The 13,578-nt window shown below is 61.5% G+C and carries 11 protein-coding genes and 1 tRNA gene; 2 read left to right on the forward strand and 10 right to left on the reverse strand.

Translation table 11 applies throughout. The features are described from left to right. Position 1 precedes the first annotated feature (1 nt). Both VGE08_RS25040 and VGE08_RS25045 read right to left on the reverse strand, forming a co-directional pair. Positions 2 to 415 (reverse strand): hypothetical protein, encoded by a 414-nt coding sequence (locus VGE08_RS25040; protein WP_331070668.1) that lies wholly within the window; start codon positions 413 to 415, stop codon positions 2 to 4. Between the two features lie 26 nt (positions 416 to 441). Beyond that, positions 442 to 2,145: an NAD(P)/FAD-dependent oxidoreductase gene (locus VGE08_RS25045; RefSeq protein ID WP_331070669.1), complete on the reverse strand. Its 1,704-nt coding sequence runs from the start codon at positions 2,143 to 2,145 to the stop codon at positions 442 to 444. A gap of 161 nt (positions 2,146 to 2,306) precedes the next feature. Here VGE08_RS25045 and VGE08_RS25050 point away from each other — a divergent pair, with 161 nt between their 5' ends. Next, positions 2,307 to 2,915: a TetR/AcrR family transcriptional regulator gene (locus tag VGE08_RS25050; RefSeq protein WP_331070670.1), complete on the forward strand. Its 609-nt coding sequence runs from the start codon at positions 2,307 to 2,309 to the stop codon at positions 2,913 to 2,915. A 33-nt stretch (positions 2,916 to 2,948) separates the two neighbouring features. Here the strand turns inward: VGE08_RS25050 and VGE08_RS25055 are convergent, their stop codons facing one another. The 8 genes from VGE08_RS25055 to VGE08_RS25090 form a co-directional block, all read right to left on the reverse strand. Then, entirely contained in the window at positions 2,949 to 3,371 is a 423-nt protein-coding gene (locus VGE08_RS25055; RefSeq protein ID WP_331070671.1) for a cupin domain-containing protein, read from the reverse strand. 15 nt (positions 3,372 to 3,386) lie between these two features. Continuing rightward, entirely contained in the window at positions 3,387 to 4,217 is an 831-nt protein-coding gene (locus tag VGE08_RS25060; protein ID WP_331070672.1) for an N-acyl homoserine lactonase family protein, read from the reverse strand. A 7-nt stretch (positions 4,218 to 4,224) separates the two neighbouring features. After that, the gene (locus tag VGE08_RS25065; RefSeq protein ID WP_331070673.1) at positions 4,225 to 5,859 is read right to left on the reverse strand and encodes a long-chain-fatty-acid--CoA ligase; all 1,635 of its coding nucleotides are present in this window, start codon (positions 5,857 to 5,859) and stop codon (positions 4,225 to 4,227) included. A 49-nt stretch (positions 5,860 to 5,908) separates the two neighbouring features. Beyond that, positions 5,909 to 8,176, reverse strand: coding sequence for a TonB-dependent receptor (locus VGE08_RS25070; RefSeq protein ID WP_331070674.1), 2,268 nt, complete (start codon positions 8,174 to 8,176; stop codon positions 5,909 to 5,911). Positions 8,177 to 8,475: 299 nt separating this feature from the next. Continuing rightward, positions 8,476 to 8,664, reverse strand: coding sequence for a hypothetical protein (locus tag VGE08_RS25075; protein WP_331070675.1), 189 nt, complete (start codon positions 8,662 to 8,664; stop codon positions 8,476 to 8,478). A 1,542-nt stretch (positions 8,665 to 10,206) separates the two neighbouring features. Then, on the reverse strand, positions 10,207 to 10,596 hold the full coding sequence (locus VGE08_RS25080) for a nucleotidyl transferase AbiEii/AbiGii toxin family protein (RefSeq protein ID WP_331070676.1): 390 nt from the start codon (positions 10,594 to 10,596) through the stop codon (positions 10,207 to 10,209). After that, complete coding sequence (locus tag VGE08_RS25085) at positions 10,571 to 11,605, reverse strand: type IV toxin-antitoxin system AbiEi family antitoxin (protein ID WP_331070677.1); 1,035 nt, start codon at positions 11,603 to 11,605, stop codon at positions 10,571 to 10,573. Before VGE08_RS25085 ends, VGE08_RS25080 begins: the two co-directional genes overlap by 26 nt. Positions 11,606 to 11,815: 210 nt before the next feature. Then, a tRNA-Phe gene (locus VGE08_RS25090) sits at positions 11,816 to 11,891 on the reverse strand. Positions 11,892 to 12,289: 398 nt separating this feature from the next. Between VGE08_RS25090 and egtB the strand changes: the two genes are divergently transcribed. Beyond that, positions 12,290 to 13,573, forward strand: a complete 1,284-nt coding sequence (egtB, locus tag VGE08_RS25095; protein WP_331070678.1) for an ergothioneine biosynthesis protein EgtB — start codon at positions 12,290 to 12,292, stop codon at positions 13,571 to 13,573. Positions 13,574 to 13,578 lie beyond the last annotated feature (5 nt).

The following is a 13,578-nucleotide window of genomic DNA, read 5'->3' on the forward strand; positions in this document are numbered from 1 at the left end:
CTTACCTCGTCACGCCGTTCGAGAGATAGCAGATCAGCGCCGCCCTTTCCGCCGCGTCCGGCACGCCAACGAAAACCATGTATGTGCCCGGCACGGTTTTGGCTGGATCGGCGAGAAAGCGATCGAGGGTGGCGGGCGTCCAAACCAGATTGGCTGCACGCATGGCCGCGGAAAAGCCTTTCTTGTAAGCCACTGTGCCGGCCTTGCGGCCGACCACACCGTGGAGATTGGGACCGGATTTGTCCTGCACATCCGGTTTGTTGGTGTGACATGACGCGCACTGGCGCCATACGCGCAAGCCGGCGTTCACATCGCAAGTTGAAGCCGAATCGGCTGCCGCTGGCGTCGTGCCTGCAGCCGCAAGGCACAGCACGGCGGCCAGAGCCTGTCCCGTCGAACGAATGGTATTCAACATTTCCTGTGCTCCTGATTCCGCTGCGCTCAGGCACGCTGCGCCGCCAGCGCCTGATCGAGATCGATGCCCTGATCCTTGAGCACGCGCCACGCCGCGTGACGACCCGGGCTCCCCGTCACGTTTCCGCCCGGATGCACGAACGCTCCGGTTTGATACAGCCCGGGTATCGGCGTGGTGTAGTCCGCCCATCCGGGGACCGGGCGCAGCTCGTTCTCCTGAGAGAAGAACTCCGGGATGCCGTGGCACGAGCCGCCTACGTTGTTGATGTTGCGCCCCTCGATGTCCAGCGGACTGAACACCGCGCGCCCGATGATGTTCGCGTCGTTGAAGCTGTTGGTGTGCAGGCTCATGCGTGCAACCATCATTTGCGCCACCTCCTCCTTGCGCGAGTCCCACTCGTCGACGCCCTCTTCCAGGTTGTAGGGAACGAGCGTTTCGGCCTTGAATGTATGTTTTCCCGCTACCGCGCGCGTGGGATCGAGCACTGTGGGCGTGAGCGCCGACACCGAGGGGTAGGTCTTCGGCATCTTGCCCTGCATGGCCAGATAGCGTGCCTCGACACATTCGGAATAGCCGTCGATGTGCATCGTCTGCACCAATGGCATCTGCTTGCCGTCGACGCTCCACAGCGGCGGGCTGTGCATCGAGTAGTGCAGCGTAAAGAGCGACTCCGACTTGCTGGTACGGAGAATCTTCGCGGCTTCAACATACGCATCGCCGAATTCGCGCGGCGCCATGCGGATGTGCTGCAGCGGATGCATCGAGGAGATGACTGCACGCCCGGCCAGATATTCTTCGCCTGTGGCCGTGCGCACGCCTGCGCAGCGCCCATCCTTCATGATGAGGCTCGTGACGAATTGACCCGTGCGGACTTCGCCGCCCTTGGCCTCGAGGCCGGCCTGCAGCGCGGCGGCGATTGCGCCCGTGCCGCCCACCGTCGTTACCCAGCCCTCCATCTGATGAAAGAAGAACACCAGGAACGGCGCCCAGCCGGTATGCGGCATGAAAGGCGGCATCTGATAGAACATGCCGCGGCTCAGCATGAAAGCCCGAACGATCTCGTTCTCGAAATTGTCCTCCACCGTGTCGAGCATGGATTGATGCACTCGACGGACCCAAGCCGGGCCCTTGCTCCATTGCATCAACATCTGATCGATGGTGGGGCCGGTGCCGATGGGCCGGCCGTTGTAGGCGTTGTAGGCCTTGGCGAGCATCACCACATCGCGCATGAGCACTCGCAGGCGCGCGGCATCTTTCTTCGAGTACTTCTCGAACTCCGCCAGCGTCTGCTCCGGATTCGCCCACATCTTGATATCCGCGTCCGCGCCGATCCAGGTGACGCTGCGCAGCTGCTCGTTGTCCTTCGCGAACTGCAGTCCGTATTTCTCCAGCTCCAGCTCGTAGCGAATGTTGTTTCTCAGCAATCCGCCGGGCGTATTCGAGCAAGGCTCATGGAGAAAGCCTGGCGCGGTGAGCTGTTCGGTCGCGGTGTTGCCGCCGGCCTTCGCAGCCGCCTCCAGCACGATGACTTTGTGTCCGGCGCGCGCGAGATAGGCGGCGCATGCCAGACCGTTGTGACCGGCGCCGACCACGATGAAGTCGGCAGTAGTCGCGCGGCGCGTGCCGGCCATGCGTTTCAGCGACGCAGCTTCGGCGGCCAGATTGGCACCCGTGCCGCTGCTCACCGCAGCCAGCAAAGCGCCCTTGACGAGATCCCTGCGTGACGGCATTTCTTGCTCCCGTTGATTCGCTGATGCCGACGAAGGTAGCGCCGTCTTCTCGCGGGGCTCAAGGAAACTATGGTTTCCGTGGCATCCGGGTTATTGTCGTCGGCACAGGCCGGCTACACTGTCTGCGCCGAAGTTACGTCGGGCTCGCGGGGGCAAGAGCGATGAATCCTGAGAAGCGAGAACAAGTGATCGAGATCGCGCGACAGTTGTTTCTAACCTACGGCGCGCAGCGAACCTGCATGGACGAAGTCTGCAAGCTCGCCCATGTGTCGAAGAAAACCCTCTACTCCGCGTTTCGTTCGAAGGAGGATCTGTTCAACGCGGTTTACATCCACGAAGTGGATTCTTATATGAGCCGGCTGGACCCGGCGCGCGTCAGCGGCGACAGCTCCCTGCAGAAGCTCGAGCAGATGATCCGGCTGGCCATCGAATGCTCCTCCTCCGCCGCCTTCTTCGTCACCATGGCGAAGCGGGATTTCGCGTACCCGCCACCGCTGCTGCAGACGTCCTACGCCGATTCGATCGAGCCCAAGGTGACCGGCTTCATCTCGCAGGTGCTGGAGCAAGGCATGGCTTCGGGCGAGATCCGCCCGGTCCCGGTTACGACCGCGGCCTATATGATCTATCGCCTGGTGCAGGGCTTCACGGTGGGCAAGGGCCTGAGCGTGCAAGGCACGGCGGAGGAAATCGCCTTCCTCATCGATTTCATCCGGGCAGCGCTCGCGGCGCAGAGCACCGCTGCGGAGGGTTCGATTCGAAAAACCCTGTGAGCTGCAGCGGCGCTCCGGCGGCAATCGCTGCGCTCATCCGCAGCCGATATTCTTCGGCACGTCCGCCACGCAATCCTCGCCACCGCCGGGGCAATCGATGATGCAGATGAGCTCGACCGGCTCCGAGCCGAGCACGGCTCCGCGATGCGGCTCGTCTTCGTGGAAGATCACGCTGTCGCCGGGACCCAGGATGCATTTCTCGCCGGCGCCGTTCTCGAAGATCATGCTGCCCTTCAGGATATAGGGCGACTGAACATACTTGTGATGATGGAACGGCGTGCTCTCGAGGGGGATGCCGGGCGCCAACGTGTATTTGCGCACGGCATGCTTGTGGTGATAGCGCTCGTCGCCGATCGAGTTGCTGAATATCCATTGGATCATCACCGTTTCCGGCGGCAATCCGAAAGGCACGCCGACGTCGATCTTCTCCACGTCGTCTATGCGTCTGACGATCATTGCTGTTCTCCTGTTCTAGAGGCCGCGGACGAGCACCGAGGCATCGTGCCCCGTTACGATGTAGCCGGGCTCGTCGCGGCTGATGACTGATTTGACCCGGTTGATGCTGGAATAGAAGGCGTAATGGTCGTAGATGATTCCGTGCGGAATCGCCGGCCCGACCACCTTGGGATCGGCCGTCGGAATGCGGTAGATCGTGCCGTTCATGTCCGTCAGCACGCCGGCGTCGGGAAACGCCATGAAATCCATCAGGCACAGATCGCCGACGATCGCGATGACGCCTTTGTGAGTATTGACGATCACGGATTGGCTGCCCGCCGTGTGGCCCGGCGTGTGCAGCAGTTTCAATCCATCGTCGATCTGCAGGTCCCCATGCACCATGAGGCGCTTCATGCGCAGCACTTCCTCGACGATGTTCGGATCGTAGTCGCCCTTGGCGAGTTGACTGGGCAGAGGACGCAGCGCGTTGGTCCACTCCTCGTCCTGAAACACGAAGGTCGCCTTGCTGAAGATGTGGCTGTTGGCGGCATGATCGTTGTGCAAGTGGGTAAAGAGCACCAGATCGATGTCGGCAGGCTGCAGGCCGTGTTTCTCGAGCGCATCGAGCATGAACTGCTGGCCACCCTCGGCCGGCAGGCTGCCCCAGGCCAGCCCGTTCACGATGTATTTCTCCGAGATGCCGGTATCGACCACGATGTTTCTTTGGCCATCCTGCAGGAGAAAGCCGAGGTAGGGCGAGGAGAACACGATCCGCTCCGCCGGCGACGGCAGCATCCTGGGCCAGACGAGGTCCAGTCCGCCGGTGATCTTCCCCAGGTACAGTGGCGAGACCTTCCACACTTTCATTGACGATTCACTCTGGTTTGGCGGATGCGGGCGCTGCAGTCTGGAACTGTTCCCGCAGGAGTTTCTTGTCGATCTTGCCGGTCGGGCCGAGCGGGATATCGGCGACAAACTCCACTCGCTCGGGCATCCACCAGGAGGCGATCCGGTCTTTCAGGAAATCTTTCATCGTCTGTTGATCCAGGGTCATTCCCGGACGTTTCTTGACGACGAGCAGCGGCCGTTCTCCCCACTTCACGTGAGGGATCGCGATGACGGCACACGAGTCGACCGCCGGGTGACGCGAGGTGATGCTCTCGATCTCGATCGAGCTGATCCATTCGCCGCCCGACTTGATGACGTCCTTGGCCCGGTCGGTGATGCGGATGAAGCCGTCTCGATCGATGCTGGCGATGTCGCCGGTGCTGAAATAGCCTTCCTGATCGAGCAGTTCCTGGTCCTCCGCGCAGTAGTAATGCGCCACCACGAAGGGGCCTCGTGCTTTGAGATAACCCGTGGCCTGGCCATCATGTGGCTGAGCCGCACCGGCCTCATCCGTGATTTTCAGGTCCACGCCCAACGGCGGCCGGCCTTGCTTGAGGGTCTGCTTGATTCGCTCATCGCCCGTGAGCCGGTCCGTGCGCCGCGTGGGCGAACCTACCGTGCCCAGCGGAGACATCTCCGTCATGCCCCACGCATGCGTGATTTCGATCCCATGCTCGTCCCGAAAACGACGCACCACCGATTCCGGCACAGCGGCACCGCCGATAACGACTCGGCGCAAAGTATCCAGCTGCCGCTGCGCGCCATGCATGTAATCGAGGAGTGATTGCCACACCGTTGGTACCGCGGCCGAGAATGTCACCTGCTCGTCGGCAATCAGCTCATACAGAGAACGCCCGTCGAGTTGCGAACCGGGCATGACCAGCTTCGCGCCGACGGCTGGCGCAGAGAACGCGAGGCCCCAGGCATTGGCGTGGTACATCGGCACCACCGGCAAAATGGAATCTCGCGCCCCGAGGCCGAGAACGTCGGGAGCCAGCGTGACGAGGGTGTGAATGAAATTCGAGCGGTGGCTGTACAGCACACCCTTCGGATTTCCCGTCGTGCCGGAGGTGTAGCACAGGCCCGCCGGATAGTTCTCATCGAACCCTCCCCAGGGCGCATCGCCTGCTGCCTGATCGATCAGGTCCTCGAAGCACAGGGCGCCATCCAGATCGCAGCGGGCGAAGGTGCTCCGGTCCGTCATCAGCACGATGTGCCTGGTGCTCGGAATGCGCTCGCGTATCTCTTTCAGCAGAGGAACGAAGCTGATATCCGAGAAGATCAGGATGTCTTCGGCATGGTTGACGATATAGACGATCTGATCCACGAACAGCCGCGGATTGACCGTATGGCACACCGCGCCCATTCCCATGATGGCGTACCACGCCTCGAGGTGCCGCTGAGTGTTCCAGGCCAGCGTCGCCACTCTGTCGCCGGCTCGAACGCCCAGTTCCGCGAGGGCCGAGGACAGGCGCTTGGCGCGGCGATAGATTTCCGCATAGCTGGCGCGCGTTATCGGGCCCTCGGGTGTGCGGGTCACGACTTCCTGATCGCCGTGCCACCGGTACGCGTGCTCGAGAATCCTGTCGAGCGTCATGGGCCAGTCTTGCATCAGACGCATATCCATCCATCGACTTCAAACATTCGTAGCACCGCCGCCGGCCTTCCGATCAGAAGGAATAACGGGCTCTGACACCCACCCGGCGTGGCTGATTGAGCGCGGCGAAAGGAAAAGCCGCCAATGACGCGACCTGCGTGAGATAGCGCTCATCGGTCAGGTTGTCCGCGAACAACGTGGCGCTCCACCGCTTGTCCATCGAGGACAACGTCATGAAGGCGCCAACCTCCTCCCACGCCCCCTGGCGATAGGTGTTCTGTTCCTGGCTCGTTTCGAGGAAGAACGTGGTCGACTGGAAACGAACGTGCCCGCCGAGCGCCATTCGCAGCGACGCCGAGACATCGAATTCATATTCCAGCGCGGCGCTGCCTTGCCATTCCGGCGCGCGGCTGAGCCGATTGCCGACGATGCTCTCTGACGCCAAGGGCAAGGTCGTGCCGTAGCGGAAGACCGCGTCTGCGGGAACCGCGGGCAGCGCTCCCTTCGTGAACTGCGCATCCAGATAGGAGAGATTGAAGCTCAACTTCAGACCGTCGAGCGGCAGGAACACCGTTTCGAGCTCGCCGCCCTTGATCTCCGCCGCGGCGGCATTGCGAATATCGACGCCGCCGGTGGGCACACCGATGCGCACCTGGAGATTGTCATATGAGTAATCGAAGGCCGCGAGGTTCACGCGAACCTGACTGTCGAGCCATTCCGACTTCAAGCCGACCTCGAATGCCTCGATGGTTTCCGGCTCGAACGCCGGGCTCAGGCCGAAGGCATTGAAGCCGCCGGACTTGAAGCCCTGGTTGTAACTGACATACGACATGACGTTGCGCGTGAGCCGATAATCGAGCACGGCCCGGAACGAAGTGTCGTGCCATTCTTCAGTGTCCTTGAACAGCGGCGGAGCGCTGATCACGAAGCCGGCCGGCACGGTCATGCCGCCGCCGATGGGTACGATCCCGCCAGTTCGCGTGATGACCTGCTGGCGGTTCTCGAAGTCCTTCTCTTCGCTGCTGTACCTGACACCGACGCGCGCCGTCAGGTCGGACGTCAGGTTGTAACTGGCGTCGAGGAAGAAAGCGTGGGCACTCTGGCGCTGCTTGGCATGGAACACTGCATCGGTGCCCAAGCCGAAGAAATTGACCGTCGAGAAGATGACGAAAGGATCGATCCGATTGCGCTCGGAAATGTAGAAGGCGCCCAGCACCCAGGACAGATCCTGTCCGTCGGGCGAGGACAGCCGCAGCTCCTGCGTGAACTCTTCATTGCGAATCCGGCCCTGATTGCCTCCCTGCATCACGATTGGAGTATCGCCGGGGGCCAGGCCATCGTTGTCCTGTCGCGCATCGATGTGGAAGGTGCGGTAGGCCGTCAGGCTGTTGAAGACGACGGGCCCCGCATCCCATTCGGCGAGCAGCGTCGCGGAGTCTGAATCGATCCCCGTGTAGTTCGGCGTGTCCACGGCATAGCGACTGTCCTCCATGGCCTCGTTGAAGTCGTCGCGGCGAACCCAGGGAGAATCCGCGGCGCCGCCGGTAATCCGGGCCACACGAAACAGCCCGGGCTGGCTGTCGCTGCGAAAACGCTCCGCTATCAGGTCCGCCGTGAAACTGGATGTCGGCGCGAAGCGCAGCGAAAGCCTGACCGTGGATTCCTCGACACCGTTGACATGCGAACCATCGACGACATTCGTGCCCCAGCCCTGGACGTCATAGTAAGAAGTCGCGAGGCGCGCCTGCAGAACATCCCCGGCAATCGGACCCGACAGGGCGCCGGCCATGCGCCACTCTTCCTGATCGTTATAGGAACCCTCGACATAGGCCTCGAGCTCCGACGTGGGCCTCCGAGTGGTGAGCAACAAGGCGCCGGCCGTGGAGTTACGCCCGTAAAGCGTTCCCTGCGGACCTCGCAGCACCTGGACGGATTCGATGTCCGTCAACCCGCCAGCGGACAAGCCCAGGCGCGCAACGTAGGCGCCGTCCACATAGACGGCGACTGGCTCGTCCGAAAACAAGTTGCCACCGCCGTTCGCACCACCGACACCGCGAATCGAAAGCGGAGCTGCGCCATAACCGGCGCTACGAACCGCGACAAAGCTCGGCGCAATCGCTGTCATGTCCTGCAGCGAAACCGCGCCTTGTCGTGTCAACTGATCCGAAGTTATCGCCGTGACGGCCACCGGCACGCTCTGCAAACTCTCCGAGCGCCGTTGGGCGGTCACGACGATCTCTTCGAGGCTCCTCTCAGCGGTCTCAGGCGCCTCCTGCGCGGCTACAACCGCGGGTAACGCCAGATACAACACTGTGGTGGACAAGCGCTGTGTTCTCTTCATCATCCCCCTCCCGTTGCCGGCCAACCTCATGAAGCCACGATGCAGCTCGGTTCGCTGCAAGACTCAGCGGTTGACGGTTTGCTCGTCGGGGATGATTGGCTTCGGCCGCACGCCGGGCAAGGAAACTCTGGGTTTCGCCGCGTCCGAAGCACCGCGTAGTCACTGCACGCGACTGCAGCCTCAGGCACTGGGATATACGCGCGGAAACCATCGCTCCACGATGTCGATAGGGAAACCGAGTCGCAGCGGCGCCTTGTGAGACTCGGCTACGAGCAGGCGTTTCTCCACGAGTGCAGAGATCACAGGCGAGCGGTGCGTTCGCTCACGTCAAGCACCCCGGGAACGCGGCCTCTCTCCAACTCTCCCGACGGAAGCGCTTCACGCAGCAACGCGAAGCTGCGTTTCGGCAGGCGCCCTGCACCTTCTTCATCGCGCACGTACAGCTCGATCCAAGGCTGCAGCTCGGAAGGCTCGAGCAGTTCTCGCATGTACCGAACTTGATCGAGGCAGCATTCCAGAAAGAACGAACAAAAATCGATCAGCGCGCTCTGCGACAATGCCCGGCAGCGCATAGGTGCGCAGATGCGAGCACTTGAGCAAGTCCGCGCGTTCGTCCGCTCCTTCCTGCGTCGATCGAGAGAGGTTCGAACTAATGCCCACCTCACCTGATCTCCGCCCGCGGGCACGCACCACCCCGCATACTGCGCGGCGATTGAGCATGAGTGCACTCACCTTCCGCGATCTCGATGCTGCATGTGGTCTCGGGCATTGCTCCGTCACATTGAATGTTCAGCGTCCACTGTCCCTCGGGCGTTGCGCCGGGGCGCCACTTCGCACATTGTTCCATGCGAAAGTCCCGCTGCCGCACGAGATCGTCTGCGGACTCACTCAGAATCCCGAATAAGGTTTGGCATTCCGCAGCGCTCGAACACTTGCGCTGTTCAACGAGCCGACCGACCAGGCTTTCACGATCGTACTTGCGCTGCGCACACAGTTCGACCGCGTATTCGAGCGCACGCTCGCCATCGAAAGTGATGTCTCGTTCGAAGCGCTCCAACTGGGCTCCGGAAGCAGTGACTCGATACGTTCCTGGCGGCACCTCAACCGTATCGCCAGCGTTGCTCGTCAGGAAGGGCTTCTCATCGGACGCCTGACGCAACTCGAATCTCACTTGCGAGTCTGGACTCGTGAACCGAACGGATACGGAGGTCGGTGGCGCTGGTGGTGAGGCGTCACTCTCGGGCACGACTTCAGGAGCGCTCTGCGCTGTCGCTTCGGGCGTCGCAGCAGCCCTCGGTTCCGCTGCAATCTCCGGCTCGGGAGCAGGTGCCGATCGCGCCGGCTGCTGCGGGGATTCAACAGACGTTCCGGGATCGCGCGCTGGAGGTACGACCTCTTGCTCTACGTGAGTTTCCGGAAAAGTTTCTGGCGCTGCGGGTTGCTGTTGCGCACTCGTCTCTCTCTCGTCGTTCGAGGGCCGACTGGTCCACCACCAGGCGAACAAAATGACCACGGCGAAAACTGCGACAACCGCAAGCAATGTACGCCAAAGCGGTGGCGCTTCCTCACGCCGAGGTTCGCGAGATCGCCGGCCTGCAATTATTGGCTCGTAGTCGTCATGCCTGTCGCGCATGCTTCATCTTCCCTCATCCGCACCATGAACCGCTCGATGTTACGAGGTTGGATCGCGTGCGCGACGATGATTTCCTCGATTATCAACTGCCAGCCAGTCTGGCGACCAGTGAGACAGGTGTCGTATTGGCGCGCATCCATATTGCCGCGCTTCGTCGCCGCTTTGCCAGTGCCCAACTCGTCAGGCCACCAGACCAGTGTGCAAGGACTCCAGCAACGCCATTGCATGCTCCGGAGAGAATCGCTGCATCTCTTGCGGAAGCTCTCCCGTGTCAAGCTGTCCACGTAGAATCTGGTCGACTTTTGCAAGTCCGTTCTGATCGACTAGTCTTCGTATGTCATGCCCGAGCATTCGCGCTCCGCTGAGTTCGTAATCGAAATCGGGTGATTCGGCCCAATCAGCAAACATCCATCACGACATCGCCTCGCGGAGGCCACACGATCTTCCGGTGCTCGTTCTCGATGTTGCCGAACGGAACGAGGTCGACTGAAAGTGCGTTCCGGTGCTTCAGACGATGCGGCTTTCCTTCAACCTGCTCGAAGTAGCCAGAGGCGGTCAGCCGTTTCCTCAAAGCATCGAACTCATCCCAGTCCCTGAGCGCGAAAGCGAAATCGATATCCTCGGTACTGCGCTGTACTGGAATTCCCGCTCCATAATGCAGGTGAAGGTCGCGCGCGAAAGCTCCCACGACGATGGCAGAGATTCCCATCTCTCCGAGTGCACTCGTCAGCTCTACCGCAGCCTCTGCATGGAGGCTTAGCTCACGTCGATGTGAAAAGTCGAGCAAGGTATTCCTCGTAGATGATCTCAGCCACTTCGAGACAGCGAGCATCGCCAGTAGCCAGCAAGTCCGCATACACCAATGGGAGAGGCACGACATCTGCTCGAACGCTCGACACTTCCCCCCAGAATGGCCTACGTACCTCGACAAGGTTGTGATCATCATTCGGCCTGGCGGTCATCATGCGATGCTGCACCATGAGACGAGCGGGCAACTTGTCCGCGTAGAGCGTCAGCACTCCGGGCTTGAGGTTCCCCGTCAGCAATGCTGCGGCGGGCTCGCCGCCCCACCTTGCGCCGTCTGCTTGCAGATCCCACTCGCGCCAGGCTTCAAACGCTGGAGAAACCAGGGTTCGCAGCAACTGTTTGGGACGGAGCGTTCTCGCGTAGGCAAGGGACCACTCGTCGAGGAGACGTCTCGTCGCGACGAGCTGCCGCTTGTTACCCATGACATGAAGATGTCCTGCTTGCTGGATGCCCGTCATCACCGTGGGCAGCGCCCCCAGTGCGATGTTAGCCGCTGCTGCAATTTCCCTATATGTCGCTGTGACGAGTTGTGGATTGCAGATGAAAGCGAACAATGTCTTCAAGCCGGCAGGGGTGAAAGCCCGATCCGGCCTTTGGGCAACGGCATTCTTTGCGGGCCGACGCCCGGTGATGAAGACGAATACTCCGGGAGCATCGAGGAAAGCATTTCCGGCGGTGTCCACGAATTGCTGTTCCAGGTTCGCCAGCCGATCTGCCACAGGGGGAGTGATGTAGTTCGTGACCAGCAGCATTGGTTTCTTGGTCAGCGCGGCCCGGTGATTCAGCTGGGAAACGATAGCCCCGAGAGTTTGAGGGGTGACCTGGCGCTGCACGTCGACCGCATAGTCGATGTGCTGCTTGCCCTTGGCCACTCGAAGCCAAGCGTCGCTATGTTCGTCGCGACGAGGCTCCTTAATCGTAACGGTCAGGCCGCGAGCGCGCAGGTGCGCAGCGGCAGCTTCCAGTAGGCCTGTCTCGTAGTTGTTCATATTGTTGTCCCGTTCACATTTCGTGAACAAGACGTAATTGTGAACACGAACTGACAGTTGTTCAATATCTGCCCGCGTTCACAAACGTGAACGCCTGGGTTTTGAAACATCCCACTTTCACCGCAAGCTAAAGATACAAGCGTGAATTGAATTCAAGGAGGCGAGCCCGGCCCGGAGCCGAAAACTCTATGGTTGTCAGCAACTTGAAAGTGGTGGCCAGGGACGGAATCGAACCATCGACACGCGGATTTTCAGTCCGCTGCTCTACCAACTGAGCTACCTGGCCATGCAGGGTGGGCCCGGACGAGGTCGCAGGCCGCGAGAGGCGCGCCGGGGATGTACCGGAGCGGGCGCGTATTAGAGCGGGGGGCGCTCGAAGCGTCAAGGAAAACGTGTTCGGGGCAGGGCTGGCCAGGCCGGCGCCGAGCCAGAACCCAACGCCCGGCGGACTGACTCGGGCTGGCGCAGATTCGCGAAGAACCCACGGAAATGCCGGCGCGCCCTGTCAGGTTTGCGGCTCTATACTGCGTCGGTCTTGGTATCGCGCCCTTAACCTCAATCTTTACATGGGTTTGCAACTTTTGGGTGCGCCCAGGCGTTATCGGAGGCGACTCCTTGGGACAAGGATGGCGCGAGCGAGCCCCGGCTCGGAGTCCAGGCCACATATATAAGGAGTCTCAGACCATGGCAGCGGTCTATCCGGCAGCCACTCCCCTTACCGATCGATCCCACGAACCCCTGGCCTGTCGCTATACCCGCATCCGCGAGGTGACGCTGGCCCTGTGCGAGCCGTTGGAGATCGAGGACTACGTGGTCCAGAGCATGCCGGATGCGAGTCCGGCCAAGTGGCATCTGGCGCACACCAGCTGGTTCTTCGAGCAGTTCCTGCTGCGGCCGATGCTGTCGGGCTATCGGCCGTTCCAGGCCGGGTTCGAGTACCTGTTCAACTCGTACTATCAGTCGGTCGGCCCGATGCACCAGCGGCCGGAGCGAGGGTTGCTCACGCGACCGACGGTCCAGGAAGTGTTCGCGTACCGCAAGCACGTCGATGAACACATGCTCAAGTTGCTCGACTCGCGCGAAGAGGACGACGAGCAGACCGCGCCGCTGGTGAAGCTGGGCATCAATCACGAGCAGCAGCATCAGGAGCTGCTGCTCACCGACATCAAACACCTTCTGTCGAGGAACCCGCTGCTGCCCGCCTACACGAGCAAGCCGCTACCCGCCATGGAAGCGCGTGCGCCGGGGCCGCTGCAGTTCCTGACGTTCGAAGGGGGCGTGGGCGAGATCGGCGCGACCGGCAAGCACTTTTGTTTCGACAACGAGACCCCACGTCATCGCACGTTGGTGGAACCCTACGCGCTCGGCGATCGCTTGGTGACCAACGGCGAGTATCTGGAATTCATCCGCGCCGGCGGCTATCGCCGCCCCGAGTTCTGGCTGTCGGACGGTTGGAGCACGGTGAATCAAGAAGGTTGGACGCGACCGTTCTACTGGGCCCCCGGGTTGGACTCGGAGTTCACCTTGAGAGGCTTGCAACCCTTGGATGCTCGAGCGCCAGTGACTCATTTGAGCTATTACGAAGCGGATGCCTTCGCACGCTGGGCCAATGCACGCCTGCCCACCGAAGCCGAGTGGGAGCTGGCGGCCAGGTCGCTACCGGTGCGCGGCAATCTGTTGAAGCCCGACGTGCTGACGCCGCTGCCCGCCGGCGACACCGCAGGATTGAAGCAAATGTTTGGTGACGTCTGGGAGTGGACCGCCTCGCCCTACGTCGCCTATCCCGGTTATCGGCCGCCCGCCGGCGCGCTCGGCGAATACAACGGCAAGTTCATGTGCAATCAGCTGGTGCTGCGCGGCGGCTCGTGCGCGACGCCGGCCGATCACGTGCGCGCCACGTATCGCAATTTCTTCTATCCCCAGGCTCGTTGGCAGTTCATGGGTGTGCGCCTGGCGCGTGACCTGTAAGCAAA

Source organism: Steroidobacter sp., from assembly GCF_036406195.1.
GTDB lineage: Bacteria > Pseudomonadota > Gammaproteobacteria > Steroidobacterales > Steroidobacteraceae > Steroidobacter.